The sequence below is a fragment of the Labrys sedimenti genome, assembly GCF_034424805.1.
Classification (GTDB): Bacteria; Pseudomonadota; Alphaproteobacteria; order Rhizobiales; family Labraceae; genus Labrys; species Labrys sedimenti.
In genome coordinates, this window is the sequence record NZ_JAXOUF010000010.1 from 201663 (window position 1) to 219260 (window position 17598).

At 64.2% G+C, this 17598-nt stretch carries 20 protein-coding genes; 8 read left to right on the forward strand and 12 right to left on the reverse strand.

All coding sequences use genetic code 11. From position 1 onward, the window contains the following. Nucleotides 1-70 precede the first annotated feature (70 nt). From U1R88_RS24630 to U1R88_RS24650, 5 genes are all read left to right on the forward strand, one after another. Nucleotides 71-877, forward strand: a complete 807-nt coding sequence (locus U1R88_RS24630; RefSeq protein WP_322433624.1) for an alpha/beta fold hydrolase — start codon at nt 71-73, stop codon at nt 875-877. After that, entirely contained in the window at nt 874-1578 is a 705-nt protein-coding gene (locus U1R88_RS24635) for a ribulose-phosphate 3-epimerase (RefSeq protein WP_322433625.1), read from the forward strand. The genes U1R88_RS24630 and U1R88_RS24635 overlap by 4 nt, the downstream gene beginning before the upstream one ends. Nucleotides 1579-1581: 3 nt before the next feature. Continuing rightward, nucleotides 1582-2547 carry an ROK family protein gene (locus U1R88_RS24640; RefSeq protein ID WP_322433626.1) on the forward strand — a complete coding sequence of 322 codons (966 nt, stop codon included), beginning with the start codon at nt 1582-1584 and terminating at the stop codon, nt 2545-2547. A gap of 345 nt (nt 2548-2892) precedes the next feature. Further along, nucleotides 2893-3873, forward strand: coding sequence for an aldo/keto reductase (locus U1R88_RS24645; protein ID WP_322433627.1), 981 nt, complete (start codon nt 2893-2895; stop codon nt 3871-3873). A 152-nt stretch (nt 3874-4025) separates the two neighbouring features. Continuing rightward, nucleotides 4026-4853 (forward strand): aldo/keto reductase, encoded by an 828-nt coding sequence (locus U1R88_RS24650; protein WP_322433628.1) that lies wholly within the window; start codon nt 4026-4028, stop codon nt 4851-4853. 163 nt (nt 4854-5016) lie between these two features. On the opposite strand, the gene U1R88_RS24655 is transcribed toward U1R88_RS24650, so the two are convergent. Next, a complete protein-coding gene (locus tag U1R88_RS24655; RefSeq protein ID WP_322433629.1) occupies nt 5017-6336 on the reverse strand; it encodes an LLM class flavin-dependent oxidoreductase in 1320 nt (439 codons plus the stop codon). Nucleotides 6337-6544: 208 nt separating this feature from the next. Between U1R88_RS24655 and U1R88_RS24660 the strand changes: the two genes are divergently transcribed. Further along, nucleotides 6545-6895, forward strand: a complete 351-nt coding sequence (locus U1R88_RS24660; protein ID WP_068294685.1) for a GFA family protein — start codon at nt 6545-6547, stop codon at nt 6893-6895. A 264-nt stretch (nt 6896-7159) separates the two neighbouring features. On the opposite strand, the gene U1R88_RS24665 is transcribed toward U1R88_RS24660, so the two are convergent. The 3 genes from U1R88_RS24665 to U1R88_RS24675 all read right to left on the reverse strand — a co-directional run bounded on the left by U1R88_RS24665 (nt 7160) and on the right by U1R88_RS24675 (nt 11287). After that, nucleotides 7160-8035: a phytanoyl-CoA dioxygenase family protein gene (locus U1R88_RS24665; RefSeq protein WP_322433630.1), complete on the reverse strand. Its 876-nt coding sequence runs from the start codon at nt 8033-8035 to the stop codon at nt 7160-7162. Between the two features lie 30 nt (nt 8036-8065). Further along, a complete protein-coding gene (locus U1R88_RS24670; RefSeq protein ID WP_322433631.1) occupies nt 8066-9730 on the reverse strand; it encodes a GSCFA domain-containing protein in 1665 nt (554 codons plus the stop codon). A gap of 246 nt (nt 9731-9976) precedes the next feature. Beyond that, a complete protein-coding gene (locus U1R88_RS24675) occupies nt 9977-11287 on the reverse strand; it encodes a S41 family peptidase (RefSeq protein ID WP_425545476.1) in 1311 nt (436 codons plus the stop codon). 141 nt (nt 11288-11428) lie between these two features. On the opposite strand from U1R88_RS24675, the gene U1R88_RS24680 reads away from it, so the two are divergent. Next, a complete protein-coding gene (locus U1R88_RS24680) occupies nt 11429-11863 on the forward strand; it encodes a group III truncated hemoglobin (protein WP_322433633.1) in 435 nt (144 codons plus the stop codon). A 206-nt stretch (nt 11864-12069) separates the two neighbouring features. Beyond that, complete coding sequence (gene yddG / locus U1R88_RS24685; protein ID WP_322433634.1) at nt 12070-12960, forward strand: aromatic amino acid exporter YddG; 891 nt, start codon at nt 12070-12072, stop codon at nt 12958-12960. Between the two features lie 107 nt (nt 12961-13067). Here the strand turns inward: yddG and U1R88_RS24690 are convergent, their stop codons facing one another. From U1R88_RS24690 to U1R88_RS24725, 8 genes are all read right to left on the reverse strand, one after another. Then, entirely contained in the window at nt 13068-13478 is a 411-nt protein-coding gene (locus tag U1R88_RS24690; protein WP_322433635.1) for an acyl-CoA thioesterase, read from the reverse strand. 175 nt (nt 13479-13653) lie between these two features. Then, nucleotides 13654-14151 carry an RNA pyrophosphohydrolase gene (locus tag U1R88_RS24695; RefSeq protein WP_322433636.1) on the reverse strand — a complete coding sequence of 166 codons (498 nt, stop codon included), beginning with the start codon at nt 14149-14151 and terminating at the stop codon, nt 13654-13656. Continuing rightward, entirely contained in the window at nt 14151-14654 is a 504-nt protein-coding gene (locus U1R88_RS24700) for an RNA pyrophosphohydrolase (protein WP_322433637.1), read from the reverse strand. The genes U1R88_RS24695 and U1R88_RS24700 overlap by 1 nt, the downstream gene beginning before the upstream one ends. Nucleotides 14655-14691: 37 nt before the next feature. Beyond that, the gene (locus U1R88_RS24705) at nt 14692-15285 is read right to left on the reverse strand and encodes a DsbE family thiol:disulfide interchange protein (protein WP_322433638.1); all 594 of its coding nucleotides are present in this window, start codon (nt 15283-15285) and stop codon (nt 14692-14694) included. Beyond that, nucleotides 15282-15485: a heme exporter protein CcmD gene (gene ccmD, locus U1R88_RS24710; RefSeq protein ID WP_322433639.1), complete on the reverse strand. Its 204-nt coding sequence runs from the start codon at nt 15483-15485 to the stop codon at nt 15282-15284. Before ccmD ends, U1R88_RS24705 begins: the two co-directional genes overlap by 4 nt. A gap of 1 nt (nt 15486) precedes the next feature. Continuing rightward, entirely contained in the window at nt 15487-16245 is a 759-nt protein-coding gene (locus tag U1R88_RS24715; protein WP_068294661.1) for a heme ABC transporter permease, read from the reverse strand. Between the two features lie 244 nt (nt 16246-16489). Next, complete coding sequence (locus tag U1R88_RS24720; protein ID WP_425545477.1) at nt 16490-17071, reverse strand: DUF924 family protein; 582 nt, start codon at nt 17069-17071, stop codon at nt 16490-16492. An 11-nt stretch (nt 17072-17082) separates the two neighbouring features. Continuing rightward, nucleotides 17083-17349 carry a hypothetical protein gene (locus U1R88_RS24725; RefSeq protein WP_322433641.1) on the reverse strand — a complete coding sequence of 89 codons (267 nt, stop codon included), beginning with the start codon at nt 17347-17349 and terminating at the stop codon, nt 17083-17085. Between the last annotated feature and the right edge of the window lie 249 nt (nt 17350-17598).

The window sequence follows — 17598 nt, forward strand, 5'->3', positions numbered from 1 at the left end:
CCACTCCCTTCTCCCCTTGCGGGAGAAGGAGAGTCGTGGCTCCTTCCGACGGCCTGGAGCATTTGAGCCGATGAACGCGACCTTCCAGCGCGACAACCTCAGCCTCGCGGTGCATGACCGCGGCAGCGGCATGCCCGTGGTCCTCCAGCATGGCCTGTGCGGGGATGCTGCCCAGCCGGCCGAAATCTTTCCCTTCGAGCTGCCGGCGCGCTGCCTTACGCTCGAATGCCGCGGCCATGGCGGCTCGGACGCCGGCGACACCCGGCTTCTCTCGATCGCAACCTTCACCGACGACCTGGCGCACTGGCTCGACAGCCTGGCGCTTGGCCCGGTCGTCCTCGGCGGCATTTCGATGGGCGCGGCGATCGCCCTGCGCCTCGCCGTCACCAGGCCGGACCGGGTGCGTGCGCTGGTGCTCGCCCGTCCGGCCTGGATTGCCGAGGCGGGCCCGGCCAATATGGCACCCAATGCTCAGGTCGGCGCGCTGCTCGCCAGCCACGAGCCCGCGCAAGCAAGGGCACTGTTCGAGGCCTCCGATACGGCGCGCGATCTTGCCGCCGGCGCCCCGGACAATCTCGCCTCGCTACGCGGCTTCTTCACACGGGAGCCCCAGGCCGTCACCGCGGCCTTGCTCGCCCGCATTTCGGCGGATGGACCCGGCGTCTCCCGCGCCGACATTACCGCCCTGACGATCCCGACGCTCGTCATCGGTACTGAGCTCGATGCCATCCACCCGCTCGGCCACGCCGAAGCGCTCACCGCGCTCATTCCCGGCGCCCGGCTTGCCCGCATCACCCCCAAGGCGCTGGACAAACCGCGCTACGTCCAGGATTTCCGCGCCGCTCTGGCGCAATTTCTCTCGGAGATTTCAGCATGAAACCCGCTCCCGGTTGGCTCGAGGCCCTGCCCGCCGACCGCCTCCTCGCCGAATTTTCGCTCTGGTCCGCCGATCTCGGCCGCCTCGCCGACGACATCGCCCGGGTCGAGTCCCATGTCGATATCTTCCATGTCGATGTCGCCGACGGCCATTTCTCGCCGGCCCTGCTCTATTTCCCGGACCTGACGGCAGCCGTGCGCAAGGTCACCGCCAAGCCGATCCACGTCCATCTGATGACGACGGACGACATCCTCCTCGACCAGATCGAGCAGTTCGCCGAAGCCGGTGCCGACCTGATCAGCATCCATGCCGAGAACGCCAATGCCGACGCGGCGCTGGCTCGCATCCGCGAGCACGGCCTTGCCACCGGCATGGTGCTGCAGCTCCACACGCCCGTGGCGGCGGCGGAGCCCTTCCTCGACCGGCTGGATATGCTGACCCTGCTCGGCACCCTGATCGGCATCAAGGGCGTCGGCCTCGACGAGACAGCCCTGGCGCGCCTGCGCGAAGCCCGCAAGCTGATCGCCGGGAAGGCCGGGCATCGCGTCATCCTTGCCTCCGATGGCGGCAATCGCGAGCACACCGTGCCCAATCTGCGTCTCGCCGGCGCCGAGACCATCGTGATGGGGTCTCTGGCCTTCGGTGCGCCGGATCTGGCCGCCCGCATCGCCTGGGTCCATGGCCTGCAGCGGGAGCCCTGACCCATGCATCGGCGCGCCATCGGCATCGATCTCGGCGGCACGCAGGTGCGCGCCGCCCTCGTTGATGATACCGGCGCCGTACTCAAGCGCGCCGCCGCCCGCACCGATGTGGCCGGCGGCCCGAAAGCCGTGATGGCGCAATTCCGCCGCCTCATCGATGAGGTGACCGACGACGAGAGCCTCGGTTCGCTCTCCGGTATCGGCGTCTGCGCGCCCGGCCCGCTCGACAGCCACACCGGCACCTTTATCCATGTCCCGACCCTGCCGGGCTGGGAAGACTTTCCCCTGCGCGACGAGCTCTCCGCCGCCCTCGGTCGGCCGGTGGTGGTGGAAGGCGACGCTATTGCCGCCTGCTACGGCGAATGGCGCTTCGGCGCCGGCCGCGGGCTCGACCATCTCCTCTATGTCACCGTCTCCACCGGCATCGGCGGCGGTGTGGTCAGCGATGGCCGGCTCCTGCATGGCAGGCGCGGCATGACCGCCCATGTCGGCCATTTCCGCCTGGCGCAGAATCTCCGCCCAGCTGGAGACGAACCGCGCTGCAGCTGCGGCGCCGTCGGCTGCTTCGAAGCCTATGCGGCCGGCACCGCGCTGGACCGGCGCGCACGCGAAGCCGCGCTCGCTCATCCCGGCAGCAGTCTTGCGCGCCTGGTGGCGCCGACCGCCGGGGACGTCGTCGAAGCCGCCCGCGGCGGTGATGCGACGGCGCTCGCGCTCCTCGACGAGGAAGCCAATTTGCTCGGCGAGGGTTTTATCAGCCTCATCCATCTCTATAGCCCCGAGAAAGTGGTGATGGGGGGTGGCGTCTCGCATGGCTTCGACCTGATGGCAGAGACGATCCACAGGACCATCCGCACCACCGCTTTGCCCTCCTTCCGCGACGTGCCGGTGGTGAAAGCCGCCCTCGGCGACAATGCCGGCTTGGTCGGCGCCGCGGCCTTGGTGATGTTCGGCGAGCGAGCCCGTTGATCCTCTGATCGGGGTGCCGGAGCCCTTGCTGCAGGCGATCGGCAGCTTCGAGCTCTTCGCCAGCGGCCATATCGATGTCGACCATCGAAGGAGCCATACCGCTGGTCGGGAAACGGCGTTTCCCTTCAATGCCCGCAACGTCTGGTTCAATGCCCAAGCCCAGCTCATCCGGGCCGGGTACAGCGCGAACGTCGGCGGGTCATTCTGCCCTGCTTTGAAGCTGGACTTCGACACTCGGCCGTTTCACAATCGATCCAATCCATCGAGCAGCGGGATTGGTCGGTTCGCGTGGCCCTTCGGATGGCGCCGCGCTCGAAATAGATTTTCAGCGAGGAGTTTTCATCCATGGATTACGTCAAGCTCGGCTCGACGGGGCTCGAAGTGTCACGCCTGTGCCTTGGCTGCATGACCTATGGCGATCCCGATCGTGGCAACCATGCCTGGACCCTGCCCGAGGAACAGAGCCGCCCCCTGATCCGCCGGGCCATCGAAGCCGGCATCAATTTCCTCGATACCGCCAATACCTATTCGGACGGGACCTCCGAGGAAATCGTCGGCCGGGCCATCAAGGAGTTTTCGCGGCGCGAGGAGATCGTGCTGGCGACCAAGATCTTCTTTCGCACCCGTCCCGGCCCCAATGGCGAGGGCTTGTCGCGCCGCGCCATCCTGGCCGAGATCGACAACAGCCTCCGGCGTCTCGGCACCGACTATGTCGACCTCTACCAGATCCATCGCTGGGACGCGTCGACGCCGATCGAGGAGACGCTGGAGGCCCTGCATGACGTGGTGAAGGCCGGCAAGGCCCGCTATATCGGCGCCTCCTCCATGCATGCCTGGCAGTTCACCAAGGCGCTCTACACCTCCCGCCTTCATGGCTGGACCGAATTCGTCAGCATGCAGGATCACCTCAACCTGCTCTACCGGGAAGAGGAGCGCGAGATGCTGCCGCTCTGCCACGACCAGGGCATCGCCGTCCTGCCCTGGAGCCCGCTCGCCCGCGGCCGGCTGACGCGCGACTGGAGCGAGAGCAGTGAGCGCCAGCAGAGCGACAATGTCGGCACGGCGCTCTATGACGCCACGCAGGATGCCGACCGCAGGGTCATCGAGGCCGTGGCCGCCATCGCCAAGGCGCGCGGCGTGCCGCGGGCGCAGGTGGCCCTCGCCTGGGTGGCGCAGAAAGGCGATGTAACGGCGCCGATCGTCGGAGCCTCCAAGCCGCATCATCTGAGTGACGCCGTCGCAGCACTCGATCTCGGATTGACAGGTGAAGAGATCGCAGCGCTCGAAGCCCCCTATGTCCCGCATGCGATCGCCGGCTTTCAGTGAGACCGATGGTTGCGCTTCGCTGACCAGACCTTAGATGAAGGATCGTGCCCCAGCGGCTGCATCCTTCTTCCGGCGATCCGCCTCCCCTGAAATCGGACCGCCACTTTGTTTTCATCCCTCCCTTCCCTTCGACGACCTCAGGAAAGAATCCCATGAGTCCGACCATTCGCTTCAATGACGGCAAGGAAATTCCGCAACTCGGCTTCGGCGTCTGGCAGGTGCCCAACGAGGGCGCGAGCGCCGCGGTGACGGCGGCGATCGAGGCGGGCTATCGCTCGATCGATACCGCCGCCATCTATGGCAACGAAGCCGGCGTGGGCGACGCGCTCGCCGCTTCCAGCGTCCCCGTCAAGGACATCTTCGTCACCACCAAGCTGTGGAACGGCGACCAGGGCTATGACACGGCCCTGCGGGCCTTCGAGGCCAGCCTGAAAAAACTGCGCCTGGAGACGATCGATCTCTATCTCATCCATTGGCCGGTGCCTTCACGCGATCTCTATGTCGAAAGCTGGAAGGCCCTGATCAAGCTGCGCGAGGAGGGGCTCGTCGCCTCCATCGGCGTCTCCAACTTCCAGATCGCCCATCTCGAACGCTTGAAGGCCGAAACCGGTGTGGTGCCGGCGATCAACCAGGTCGAGCTGCATCCACGCTTCCAGCAGAAGGCCCTGCGCGCCTACCACGCCAAGGAGGGCATCGCGACCGAGGCCTGGAGCCCGCTCGGCCAGGGCACGCTGCTCAGCGATCCCGCGCTGACGGCCATCGGCAAGAAATACGGCAAGAGCTCTGCCCAGGTGATCCTGCGCTGGCATCTCGACATCGGCAATGTCGTCATCCCCAAATCGGTGACGCCGGCCCGTATCGTCGAGAACTTCCAGGTCTTCGATTTCAAGCTGGCGCCGGAGGACATCGCCGCCATCGAGAAGCTCGACGACCCCAAGGGCAAGATCGGCCCGGATCCCGACAGCTTCGCAATGGTATGAAGGCCGAGTTTAGGACGACAATTACGTTTGCATGAAAGAGCGCAGGATATGCGGAGTGTCAGCCTCCTGGCTGACATTCTGCTTGCCAGCAAGGGCTGCGTTTCCAAGATGTCAGCCAGGAGGCTGACACTCCAACCGCCCCAATTCTGCAGAAAATTTTCTCCTATTTGAAGAACCGGTTCTGCGGCCGCGGCAAGCCGAGATTCTCGCGCAGCGTCCGCCCCTCATACTCCCGCCGGAACAGACCACGCTCCTGCAGCACCGGCACGACCCTGTCGACGAAATCGTCGAGGCCGCCGGGCAGATAGGGGAACATCACGTTGAAGCCGTCCGAGCCCTCGCTTTCGAGCCATTCCGCCATGTCATCGGCGATGCTGGCGGGCGTGCCCACAAAGGCAAGGCCGGCATAGCCGCCGAGGCGCTGGGCCAGCTGGCGCACGGTGAGGCCCTCGCTTTCGGCCAGTTGTAGCACCCGTTCGCGGCCGCTCTTGCTGGCATTGGTCTCGGGAATGGCCGGCAGCCGGCTGTCGGGATCCAGACCCGAGACATCATGGCCGAGCGCGATGGAGAGCGAGGCGATGGCGCTGTCGTAATGCACCAGGCTGTCGAGCCTGGCGCGCTTGGCCCTGGCCTCCTCCACGCTGTCGCCGACCACCACGAAGGCAGCCGGCAGGATCTTCATATGATCCCTTTCGCGGCCGAGCCTGGCCATCCTGCCCTTGACGTCGGCATAGAAGCGGCGCCCTTCCGCCAGATTGGGCGGGGCGGTGAATACCGCCTCCGCCGTCTCGGCCGCGAGCTGCCGGCCCGGCTCGGAAGAACCCGCCTGCACGATCACCGGCCAGCCCTGCACCGGGCGGGCGATGTTCAGCGGCCCGCGCACGGAGAGGTACTCGCTTTTGTGGCCGAGCACATGCAGCTTGTCCGGGTCGAAATAGAGGCCGCTTTCGACGTCGCGAGTGAAGGCGTCGTCAGCCCAGCTGTCCCACAGGCCGGTGACCACGTCATAGAACTCCCGCGCGCGGCGGTAGCGCTCGTCGTGCCCCATATGATCGTCCAGGCCGAAATTCAGGGCCGCATCGGGATTGGACGTGGTCACGATGTTCCAACCCGCCCGGCCGCCGCTGAGATGATCGAGCGAGGCAAAGCGGCGGGCGACATGGTAGGGGGCATCGAAGGTGGTGGAGGCGGTGGCGACCAGGCCGATATGCTCGGTGACGGCCGACAGGGCCGACAGCAGGGTGAAGGGCTCGAACGACGTCACCGTATGGCTACGCTTGAGCGCTTCCACCGGCATGTTGAGCACGGCGAGATGATCGGCCATGAAGAAGGCGTCGAAGCGGGCGCTTTCGAGGCGCTGGGCCAGGCGCTTGAGATGGGCGAAGTTGAAATTGGCGTCGGGCCAGGCGCCCGGATAGCGCCAGGCTCCGGTATGAATGCTCGCCGGACGCATGAAGGCGCCGAGCCGCAATTGGCGGGCCATGAAGATCTCCCATGAAAGGGCAGGCCGGGTCCGCGAGGCCCGGTCGAGCAAATCACTCAGAATATAGAGTGTGTATGGTTTTGACGTCTGCCAAGGCCCTGCACAAACAAAAGCAAGTCCTCTTCCCGGCGCCGGTACAGGATCCCCGAATCCCTCGCTCCGGACTATATTTGTCGCCCTGCATACAACCATCCCGGGAGGACGAGACATGAGCTTCGAAGGCAGTTGTCATTGCGGCGCGGTTTCCTTTACGGCCGAGGCCGACGCGCCGACCAGCGCAGTGAGCTGCAATTGCTCCTATTGCCGCCGCAAGGGCTCGCTCCTGGCCTTCCTGCCGGCCGAGGCGGTGACGATCTCCGCCGACCCGGCCAGACTCAAGACCTACCAGTTCAACAAGCACCGCATCGAACACCAGTTCTGCGAGACCTGCGGCACTCAGGCCTTTGCCAAAGCAAAGCGGCCCGACGGGGCCGCCATGGTGGCGATCAATCTGCGCTGCGTGCCAGCCATCGACCTCGATGCGCTCGAGATTCACAAATTCGACGGCGCGAGCACTTAGAGCGTTTTCCGGAAGAGTTGATGGTCTTTTCGATTAGAAAACGCGTCAAAACAAGGAGATAGAGAAAAAGTGCGATTCCGAGAAACCGCACTTTGCTCTAGAGCAAAGCGCGTTTAGACGGAAGCGCTGCGTTGCTCTCACTCTTTGGTGGGACGCGTCTTTGCGATTCTTGGTGATTCCACCAAATCGCAAAACGCTCTAGCGCCGGCGCATCGCCCTCATGCAGCGGCAGGCGGCACCCTCATGCGAGAGCGCGCCCCGCCTTCAGGCCGAAGCGCCTGATTGCGCCAGTTCCTTGTTTCGGCGCGTCCTTGTGTTTCGCGGCGAAATGGTCAAGCCAGGCTCTTCAGGCTCGTAAGCGGGCCTCGACGATGGCGACGCAGACAGCGGCCACCCTTCCCAGAAATCGTCCGTGTGGGGCTCGTCGGCCTGGTCGAGCCAGTCGTCACGGTAGTAGTCCGCGAGCAAGGCATAACGAATCTTGTCGGTCCGGTTCGTCGTCGGCGTGTGCAAGAGCCGATGGTGCCACAGCACCAGCGTGCCGCGCGCCCCGGGCAGCATCACATGACGGCAACGGGCCTCCGCTTCCAGGCGCAAGGCTTCGACATTATCGAGCAATTTGTAGGATGCGCGGCCGGCAAACGCCTTCGCCATGATGTAGTGGCTCCCTTCCCAGACGCTGAAGGCGCCGCCATCCTCTGCAACGTCGTCGAGATAGAGCACGGCATTCACCTGGAAGGGATGCGCATCCATCCCGCCCTTGATCGTGTCACTCGATTGCGGGGTCGGAAAGATCGGATAGAGGCCGCGCGTCGCATGGCGACCGACGCAGCGATCGCCGATCAGGCTGCGCACGGCCGACATCACCGGACCGTTGCCGTACATCATCCGGATCAGTTCGGGATGCCGGAACACATTATCCTTGAACTTCAGCCGGCCGCGGCGTTTGGCGAGCGTGGCGGACCGGCAATCGTCCTCGATCTCGCCGATCCAGGTCTTGGGATCGTCACGATCGAAATGGCTGTCGATCTGGCTCCAGGTCAGATTGATCGCCCAGTTCGTCCATTTGGCGTCGAGGTCTATCTGGACGGTGCAATAGCCCTTGTCGACGAATGAGTTTTTCTGAACTTCGCTTAGCATAGGCGCCCGCAAGCTCCTGCTTCAAATCAATTACGCACCGACCAGTTCGCCGATCCTGTCCTTCAGTTTGTTGTAGCGACGATTTTCGCTGGGCGTTGCCGGCTCCGCCTGGGCGAAGCTCTGCCTGGCGGCGGCAAGGTCGCCACGCAGGAGATACGCCTCGGCGGAAAGGATATGGCCAAGCGCCGATTTGGGATTGTCGACCAGTGCAAGCTCGAGCAGTTCCAGCGCGCGCCCAACCGACGATTGCGCCAACAAGGCGCGCGCCACATGGATCCGCGCCTGCGAGGCGTGTTTGGGCAGGGCGCGCGACCAGCCACTGAGCGTGGTCTCCAGCGCGGCGATATCGCCATTGTTTCCTTCCGCTTCGACCCGAAGCGACCAGTAGCGGCTTGACCGCGCTTCCTCCAACTTCGGATCGTAGAGGATGTCCAGCGCTTCCCGGTTACGCTTGAGCATCAGCAGGGCACGGGCCTTCGCCATCTTGATCCGCTCGGAACGGGCATCCGTCCGCGATACGACCTCCAACGCCTTGGCGGCCTGCTTCTGCTCGACCAGCCATTCGATATGCTCGGTCGCGAAGGTCGGCGACTTCTCCGACCACTCGCCGAATTCGGAGAAGAAACGCGCCGCCGAGGTCGGATCGCCCTTGCGGACGTCAACGGCATGCAGGTGAGCCGCCGATGCCCCGCCCGCCTCGATATTGGCCCGGACGCCCTCGAGACTGCCGCCGTCCGTACCGCTTCGCTCGAAATGACGGACCAGGCGGTCGACATTGTGGGCGATCAGCGTTTCGGTGACATGGGTAAAATCATTCATCCAGGCGATTTGCCGGTCGCTTTGGAGAACGGATTCATAGCTGGGGAAGTAGTGCACATTGTCATAGCGCGCGACCATCTCCTCGGTGACCGTACGCAGGACGGATTTGCTGTAGCAGTTTGCGACCATCACGTCCTCGGGACGATGCGTGATCCCGAGCGCGACTGGCGACACGCTCATCAGGATGACCGCGTCGCTCCGCCCATATTTGCGCAGCAGGCCGATGGCGCGGTCGCAATAGTCCAGCGTCTCGTCATGCGAGAGCACATGAAGCTCGAAACGTTCCGGGTGGCGACGGACCAGCGGCGGCGGCGGCAGGCTGTTGAGATAGGTGCCAGCCACATTGTCGTACCAGACTTCGACCAGGCCGAGCGTGACGATGATCAGCTTGCAATCTTTGAAGCTGCCATAGGCCTTGCTGATGGCCGAGCGTCGGCGCAGTACCGTCTCTCGCGGTGCGGGCTGCACATTGTGGGTGACGTGCAGATCGAGCCATTTGCCGGAGCCATATTCGACGATGGCCTGATCGGCATCGAACTGCAATTCCCCGGTAGCCCAGCCCAATTCGTTCCAGATGGACGGCGTACTGAAATTGTTGAGCGCCCGCGGATGCACGCCCGCGAAGCTGCGATCGTCCATCAAGTCCCGCATCGGCAGGCGATAACCCGCGGTGGCAAGCCGACCTTCCACATTGCGTGCGAAACACGATCCAACAGTGAAGATCTTGTCACCCGGCTCCAGATCTAACTCAAAATCAAAATGCGGACTGGCAATCGGCTCAACTCGATTAGCAGCATTTCTCGACCCCCAGAAGCTGTATTCATTCGCCTTACGAAGCTTGATTGCATCTACAGCAGACGATTTGTATAGCGGCACAGGACCTCTGATGATTTTGTTCGAACTGAGCTATGTTCTCCTGACTCGATGACTTCTATGAGTCCATAGAATGTTGCTCGGCGTCAAGAGACAGCTTTGTGACGATTTTGTGGCTGCGCCCCCGAGCTTCCCGCCGCTGCCCCGCACGCCACCGGTGCATAACGCCCCTGGAGCGCAGTCGAGGATTGCAAAACGCGCTCCCGGTCCGAAACCAGACAGCGCATTGTTTCACTGGATCGTCGCCGCTCAGTTCCCGGGCGGCCGCCACAATTCACTGCGCTCGCGTTCCGTACTACGCAACATGTCGAGGGCAATGTGAAGCTGGAGGTCGTCGGTAGGGTCTGCCGGCACGTAGAAGGATGAGCCGCTCTCGTCCCTGGCGCCCGTTCCCTTGAGATGGCCCGTCAGGCCTGCTTCGCCGGGCGTGGCGTGGCCGAGGCCGGCACCGGTCGGATCCTGCTGCCGCACGGCGATGTCCGGCTCGATGCCCTGTGCCTGGATCGAGCGGCCGAGCGGAGTGTAGTAGCGTGCCGTGGTCAGCACCAGGGCACTGTCGTCAGGCAGGCGGGTAACCGTCTGGATCGAGCCCTTGCCGAAGGAGCGCGTGCCCAGGATGGTGGCACGCTTGAAGTCCTGCAAGGCACCGGCGACGATCTCCGCCGCCGAGGCGGTACCGCCATTGATCAGCACCACCAGCGGCACGCCGCCGGTGATGTCCTCGCCGTGGGCGATATAGACCTTCGATTGGTCAGGCTCGCGCCCGCGGATCGACAGCAGCACCCCTTTGCCGATGAAAGCTGCCGACACCATGATCGCCGGATCGAGCAAACCACCGGGATTGTTGCGCAAGTCGAGAATGATGCCCTTCAAGGCACCGGGCCGGAAGACTGTCGGCAGGCGTTCGGCGATCCGCCTCAGGCTATCGGGCGTCTGCTCGTTGAATTCCCGGATGCGGATATAGCCGACATCCTCGCCCATCACTTCGAAGAGCACGCTTTCGGCCCTGATGATCTCGCGCGTGAGCGTATAGGACAGCGGCACGGCATTGCCACGCCGCCGGATGGTCAGGATGGCGGAACTGCCCACCGGCCCCTCCATGCGCTGCAACATCGCCGCCGGGCTCAGCCCCCGCACGGCATCGCCGTCCAGCTTGAGGATGATGTCCCCTGCCTTCAGTCCCGCCATGGCAGCTGGCGTGGCGTCCAGGACATGTTCCACCTTGACAAGGCCGCCCAGCACCTCGACTTCGAGGCCAAGCCCGACGCGCTTGCCGGCAAGCTCCTGCTGCATGTCGGACATGGCCTTGGGATCGACATAGCGTGAATGGGGATCGAGCTTCGACAGCATGCCGCCGATGGCGCCCTGGATCAGTACGTCCGGTGCGGGCTTGTCGACATAGGTGGCGAGCACCCGCTGATAAATCGCAATGAAACGACCGAGCTCGTAAAGTTGCTCGCGAGTATCGTTGTCCGGGTTTTCAGGGTTCGGCTGTTGTTGAGCCCTGACCGGAACTGCAATCAAGCCAAGAAGAAGAACAGCTATCGCAAGTGGACGCATGCGCCTGGCGGCCTCCACTCTTCCAATGATTTTCGATTACATGGTGATGCGCGGTTCGAATGTCAGTACCACCGCCAAAAAATAGCTGATGCGACACCAGCGCATTGGTACCGGCCTGTCTTTTCCGGCATAGAGACGGCCATGGCAGCCAGCATCAATATGAGCGAGCCGAACGGCACCGCGGTCAGCGAGGCGATGATCGAGCGCCTGGTCCACGCCTTCTATGGCCGGGTGCGACAGGATGATCTGATCGGGCCGATCTTCAATGCAAAGATCGCCGATTGGGATGACCATCTGGCCAAGCTCTGCGCCTTCTGGTCATCGGTCATCCTGCGCAGCGGCCGCTATGACGGCCGCCCGCTCCGCCCCCATCTGATGCTGCCGCTGGAAGGCCAGCATTTCGACCGCTGGCTCGATCTGTTCGAGCGCACCAGCCTCGACGTGCTGCCCCGCGATGCCGCCCTGCTGTTCATCGGCCGCGCCCGCCGCATCGCCGACAGTTTCGAGATGTCGATCGGCACCCAGCGCGGCGAGATCCGGCCCCCCCGGCACCAGGCAAGAAGGCTGCCGGCTTAAATAACCTCGCTGACTGTCATTACGAGCGGAGCGAAGTAATCCAGATATCGTGAGCGCTCCTCGGCCCGGACTGGATTGCTTCGCTCCGCTCGCAATGACGGCATCAGAATAGCCTCCAACGAACATGGCTGGCACGTCGCTCAAAAATCCCGGATGGCGCCTCTCCCGAATTTGCGGCATAGCAGGCGCAACCGAAAGAACCGTCCATGCCCGCCAAACTGCTCGCCACCCTGATCGGCCTGATCGCCATCCTGCTCTGGTCCGTCCTGGCCCTGACCACCGCGCTGACTTACCGCATCCCGTCCTTCGAACTGCTCGGGCTGACCTTTGCGGTAGCGACACTGATGGGCGCGGCCTCCTGGCCCTTCCGGCCCGGCGCCACGGCGGCCCTGCGCCAGCCCTGGCCGGTCTGGGCACTCGGTGTCGGCGGCCTGTTCGGCTATCACGCCGTCTATTTCGAGGCGCTCAAGCGGGCACCGCCGGCGGAGGCCAGCCTCATCGCCTATCTCTGGCCGCTCCTGATCGTGCTGTTCTCCGCCATGCTGCCCGGCGAGCGACTGCGCTGGTATCATGTCGCCGGCGCCCTGCTCGGCTTCGCCGGCGTGCTGGCGCTCGCCCTCGCAAAGGGAGTGTCGGGCTTCGAGACGGCCAATGCGCCGGGCTACGCGCTGGCACTCGCCTGCGCCTTCATCTGGTCGGGCTATTCGGTGCTGTCGCGCCGTTTCAAGGCGGTACCGACGGATGCGGTGGTGGGCTTTTGCGGGGTGACCTGCGTACTGGCGCTGATCTGCCACGGCCTGTTCGAGACCACGGTGTGGCCCGATGCCAAGGAATGGCTCGCCATTGTCGGGCTTGGCCTCGGGCCGGTGGGCTTGGCCTTCTATGCCTGGGATCGCGGGGTCAAGCATGGCGACATTCGCCTGCTCGGCGTCGCTTCCTATGCCACGCCGGTGCTGTCGACGCTGATCCTGGTCGCCGTCGGTATCGCTTCGCCGAGCCTGGCCCTGGCGCTCGCCGTGCTGCTCATCGTCGGCGGGGCGCTCATCGCCTCGCGCGACCAACTCTTTCCCCCACGCAAGCCGGTGGTGGAGGCCTGAGGTTCTCTAGAGCAAAGCACGTTTAGACGGAAACGCTGCTTTGCTCTCGCTCTTTGGTTCGACGCGTCTTTGCGATTCGAGATGATTCCGTCTAATCGCAAAACGCTCTAGCTCGCCGGCCTGCCGAGGAAACGCTCGATGATGGCGCCCGAAAGCCGTTTCGGCCGCTTGGTGGCCACGTCCAGGCAGCACCAGCTCGACTTCACCTCGGCGAGCACTTCCTCGCCGCGCTTGATGATGATGCCGTAGAAGGCCTTGGCGCCATGCACCTTCTCGAGAATGACGGTGGCGATCACGTCGTCCTCGAGGAAGGCCGGCTTGCGATAGGTGATCTCGTGGCGGAGCGCCACCCAGGCATGCTTCTTCAGCGCCTCGGCGGGCGCCAGGCGCTCCCAATGGCTAATGATCGCCGCCTGCACCCATTTCAGGTAGCTGGCATTGTTGACATGGCCCATGAAGTCGATATCCGAGCGATCGATACCGACGGTATAATCATAGGGCATGACGTTCCGAAACATCGCTTCCGCGCCTCCGCGCCAAAATCGGCATATGGGGACGCCACCTCCGAAATGCAGCCCCCGATACAGCCCAAGTGCCATTGAAGCAGCATAGCTTGGCACAAGCATGGCACGGCGCCAATCCATCCAATGGATCTACGCTGAACAGGTGGGTCCGCGAAAAGTTCCCGGCCCGTCAGGCTCCGAATCCAGCAAAGGCCTGCGCCATCAGCAGATAGACCGGGCGCTTGTGCGGCGTCACCAGGTCGGGCAGCCGCGCCAGCCTTTCCCAGCGCCATCCGAAGAATTCCTGCGGCTCGCCCGTCGGCAGGTTGACGACGTCGATCTCGCTGTCCTGCCCCTCGAAGCGCAAGGCCGCCCAGCGTTGCTTCTGGCCGCGAAATGGCGACAATTTGTGCGGCGCCCCATCATAGGGCGGGAAGTCATAGGGCCACCATTCCTCCGTCACCGCCAGCACGGAGGCGCTGCGGACATTGGTCTCCTCCCAGAGCTCGCGCTTGGCGGCCGCGACGATGTCCTCGCCCTCGTCGATGCCGCCTTGTGGGCATTGCCATTCGAAGCCCGGCACGATCAGCTCCGGCCCGGAGGTCTCGGCCCGGCCCGCGAACACCAGCCCCTCGGCATTGAACAGGGCGATACCGACATTCGGCCGATAGGGTTTCGTCGCATCCATTACGCCACCAGATGCCGGAAGGCCGCCACCACCTCGGCATAAACGCCGCGCTTGAACGGCACGATCAGGCCGGGCAAAGCGGCAAGGTCTTCCCAACGCCAGTCCTCGAACTCGGCCTTGTGCTTGCCGCCGGCCGGCCGGAGCACGTCGATCTCGCTATCCGGACCGGTGAAGCGGAAGGCGAACCATTTCTGGGTCTGGCCGCGATAGCGCGCCGTCCAGCCGCCGCCGACCGCCTCGGCCGGCAAATCGTAGGAATACCAGTCCGGCGCCTCGGCCAGAAAGGCGATCGAGCGCACATTGGTCTCCTCATGAAGTTCGCGGATCGCCGCCTCGCGGGGGTCCTCGCCCTCGTCGATACCGCCCTGCGGCATCTGCCATTCGAAGCTGCCGGGCGCACTGCCGGCGCGCGACTTGCGGCGGCCGACGAAGACCTTGCCTTGCGCGTTGAACAGCGCCGCGCCGGCACAGGGGCGGTAGGGAAGCGTGGAGCGGTCGGTCATTGCGGGGCCCGAATGTCGCAGATCTGGAAATCGCAGGTCAGGATTTGGAGGCGGCTTCGATCGCGGGCAGCAGCCTGGTCTTCAGGCTGTCCTCGCTCAACGGGCCGACGATCTTGTCGACGATCTCACCCTTGCCATTGACCACGAAGGTCTCCGGCACGCCATAGACGCCCCAATCGATGGCGGAGCGGCCGTTCACATCGACGCCTACCGCTTCATAGGGGTTGCCGAAGGTGCCGAGATAGCGGCGGGCATTGTCAGGATCATCCTTGTAGTTGATCGCGACCAGGCGCCCCTTGCCGAGGCCGGCCAGCTTCATCAGCACCGGATGCTCGTCCCGGCAGGGGCCGCACCAGGAGGCGAAGATGTTGACCACGCTGACGCCGCCCGATTTGAGATCGGCGGTGGCAAGGCCGGGGAGCGCCTTGCCGTCCCGCGCGAGCTCGGCGAGCGGCGGCAGGCTCATCTGCGGCACCGGCTTGCCGATCAGGGTGGAGGGCAGCGCCGAGGGGTCGCCGCCGGAGCGAAGCTGGTAGAAGAACAAGCCGGCAAGCGCCGCGAACACGATCAGGGGCAGGAACACCAGCGCGCGGCGGCGCGGTGCCGGCGGCAGGGTCTGGCTGTCGCTCATGGCAATTGTCCGTCCGGCCTGGCGTCCCGGCGCGAACGGCGGCGCAGGCCCTGGGCTTCCAATTCAGCTAAGGTTCGGTGCTGGGCCTTGTGATCCAGCACCACCCAAGTGATCAGCGCTGCGATCACCGCCGCCGCCAGGCCGTAGGCCCAAACGATGAAGGCCCAGTGTGGCCCGAGATCCATGCCGAGCACTATCATCTCAGGCCTCCACCGGCAGCGAAGCGGTCATGGCCGGGGTGACGCCGGCCGCGGCCATCAGGCGCATGGTGCGGATGCGGCGGCGCAGGATTTCGTTGCGCATCGCCGCCAGATGCAGCGTGACGAACAGCAGGGTGAAGGCCAGCGCCATGTCGAGCAGCGGCCAGAGCATGTTCCAGGAATAGATGGTGGAGCCGCCGATGCGGAACACCGAGGCGCCCTGATGCAGGGTGTTCCACCACTCGACCGAGAATTTGATGATGGGAATGTTGACGGCCCCGACCAGCACCAGCACGGCCGAGATCCGCGCCGCCTTGCCCGGATCCTCGATGGCGTGCCACAGCGCCATCAGTGCCAGATACATCAGGAACAGCACCAGCACGGAAGTCAGGCGTGCATCCCAGACCCACCAGGTGCCCCACATCGGCTGGCCCCAGAGCGAACCGGTGATCAGGCACAGCAAGGTGAAGGCGGCGCCGATCGGCATGGCCGCCTTCATCGCCACTTCGGCCAGAGGATGGCGCCAGACCAGCACGCCGAGCGCCGAAAGCGACATCGCACCCCAACCGGCCATGGCAAGCCAGGCGCAGGGCACGTGGATATACATGATCTTCACGGTGGCGCCCTGCTGGTAATCGTCCGGCGCGAAGGCGGCGCCATAGAGGCCGGCGGCGAACAACAGCACCGTTACCCCTGCCAGCCAAGGCAGGAGGCGGCCGGCAAGGCCCATGAACAGGGTGGGATTGGCGTATTTCCACATGCGTCTGTTTTAGCTTCGCAGCGGCGGCGAAACAATGACGAAGGGAACACAAATATCCGAGAGCCAAAGCGTTTTGCGGTTTGAACGAATCATTTCAAATCGCAAAGACGCGTCGAACCAAAGAGTTAGAGTAAATTAGCGTTCACACCTGAACGCTTTGCTCTAGCCCGAAGGACTTCCCCCAATCCGTGACGAAATTCGATGCAACTCGGCAACCGACCAATCCCCGGCCGCGTTGCCCCCCTCAACCCCGGAAGCCTCCGTCTTCGAGGAAGGCAGCTTCCTCTGCCGTCGTGGTGCGGGCAAGGATGGCGTTTCGATGCGGAAACCGGCCGAAGCGGTGGATGATGTCCCGATGTCCCTCGGCATGATCGAGCCAGGATCGACCGAGCCTGGCATTGAGCACCACCGACAGGTCCTGGTCGGTGAGCGCTTCCGAATGGGCGAAGGGCAGGCAGAAAAACAGCCTCAACGCGGGCTCGACCTGCTCCATATGGCCAGCATCGAGCGCAGCGCGGGCATAGTGGCGGGCGAGGGGATCGGTCGCATACATATGCCCGGTGCCGCGAAAGGCGTTGCGGGGAAACTGGTCGGTCAGGATCAGCAGGGCCAGAGATCCTTGCGCCGTCGTCCCCCAATCATCGTGCCGACGCGCCGCGACCGCCATGTGAAGATCGAGAAAGCGCCTGCGAAAATCTGTGTCGAAGGCGGGATCCTTGGCGAACCATTGGCCTGCTGAGGCCCGCCAGAAGGCCACCACGCCCTCCGGTCCCCGTGGATCATTGCCGCTCCGATGCAGCGACCGCAAAATGCCGGGACGTTTCATTGCGCCGGTGCTCAGCGAGCCAGGCGCCAGATCGCCAGGCCGGCGACCAACGCCGGCACGAGGAAGACGATGACGAGAATCGGCAATTCGTCCCGCACCGAATATCCCGCCTTCGTGACGCCGACCCACATGTTGACGAGCGAGACGATCAGCCAGACCGGAATGAACGCCTTGGCGGCAAGGGCGAGATCGGGCATCGAGCCGCCCCAGAGCCTACCGAAGAGGCAGAACAGGCCGAGCAGAACAAGGCCACCGCCGATCACCATCGCCATATGCATGTACGGCTCTCCATCTCATGAAAATACGCTCGGATTCTTGGCGATATCCTTGCCCGCATGGGCGAAAAGACATCGAGAAGCCCGTCGGGGTTGCCGATCAGCATGGCCTTGTGCTGCCGAAGGCATCGAACCCGGCAGCAGCGGGCCACCGACCCGCCGCTGGCTTCGTCTCACTTGGTGGTGTAGCCGCCATTCACCAGGATGGTCTGTCCGGTCATCCACCAGCCGTCGGAGACGAGGAAGCGGATA

Coding starts and splice junctions, on each gene's coding strand:
- yddG (WP_322433634.1), top strand. CDS start 12,070: ATGCCCGCCAAACTGCTCGCCACCCTGATCGGCCTGATCGCCATCCTG.
- U1R88_RS24700 (WP_322433637.1), bottom strand. CDS start 14,654: ATGACCGACCGCTCCACGCTTCCCTACCGCCCCTGTGCCGGCGCGGCG.
- U1R88_RS24640 (WP_322433626.1), top strand. CDS start 1,582: ATGCATCGGCGCGCCATCGGCATCGATCTCGGCGGCACGCAGGTGCGC.
- U1R88_RS24645 (WP_322433627.1), top strand. CDS start 2,893: ATGGATTACGTCAAGCTCGGCTCGACGGGGCTCGAAGTGTCACGCCTG.
- ccmD (WP_322433639.1), bottom strand. CDS start 15,485: ATGATAGTGCTCGGCATGGATCTCGGGCCACACTGGGCCTTCATCGTT.
- U1R88_RS24650 (WP_322433628.1), top strand. CDS start 4,026: ATGAGTCCGACCATTCGCTTCAATGACGGCAAGGAAATTCCGCAACTC.
- U1R88_RS24630 (WP_322433624.1), top strand. CDS start 71: ATGAACGCGACCTTCCAGCGCGACAACCTCAGCCTCGCGGTGCATGAC.
- U1R88_RS24695 (WP_322433636.1), bottom strand. CDS start 14,151: ATGGATGCGACGAAACCCTATCGGCCGAATGTCGGTATCGCCCTGTTC.
- U1R88_RS24720 (WP_425545477.1), bottom strand. CDS start 17,071: ATGAAACGTCCCGGCATTTTGCGGTCGCTGCATCGGAGCGGCAATGAT.
- U1R88_RS24715 (WP_068294661.1), bottom strand. CDS start 16,245: ATGTGGAAATACGCCAATCCCACCCTGTTCATGGGCCTTGCCGGCCGC.
- U1R88_RS24680 (WP_322433633.1), top strand. CDS start 11,429: ATGGCAGCCAGCATCAATATGAGCGAGCCGAACGGCACCGCGGTCAGC.
- U1R88_RS24655 (WP_322433629.1), bottom strand. CDS start 6,336: ATGGCCCGCCAATTGCGGCTCGGCGCCTTCATGCGTCCGGCGAGCATT.
- U1R88_RS24665 (WP_322433630.1), bottom strand. CDS start 8,035: ATGCTAAGCGAAGTTCAGAAAAACTCATTCGTCGACAAGGGCTATTGC.
- U1R88_RS24675 (WP_425545476.1), bottom strand. CDS start 11,287: ATGCGTCCACTTGCGATAGCTGTTCTTCTTCTTGGCTTGATTGCAGTT.
- U1R88_RS24725 (WP_322433641.1), bottom strand. CDS start 17,349: ATGCATATGGCGATGGTGATCGGCGGTGGCCTTGTTCTGCTCGGCCTG.
- U1R88_RS24660 (WP_068294685.1), top strand. CDS start 6,545: ATGAGCTTCGAAGGCAGTTGTCATTGCGGCGCGGTTTCCTTTACGGCC.
- U1R88_RS24705 (WP_322433638.1), bottom strand. CDS start 15,285: ATGAGCGACAGCCAGACCCTGCCGCCGGCACCGCGCCGCCGCGCGCTG.
- U1R88_RS24635 (WP_322433625.1), top strand. CDS start 874: ATGAAACCCGCTCCCGGTTGGCTCGAGGCCCTGCCCGCCGACCGCCTC.
- U1R88_RS24690 (WP_322433635.1), bottom strand. CDS start 13,478: ATGTTTCGGAACGTCATGCCCTATGATTATACCGTCGGTATCGATCGC.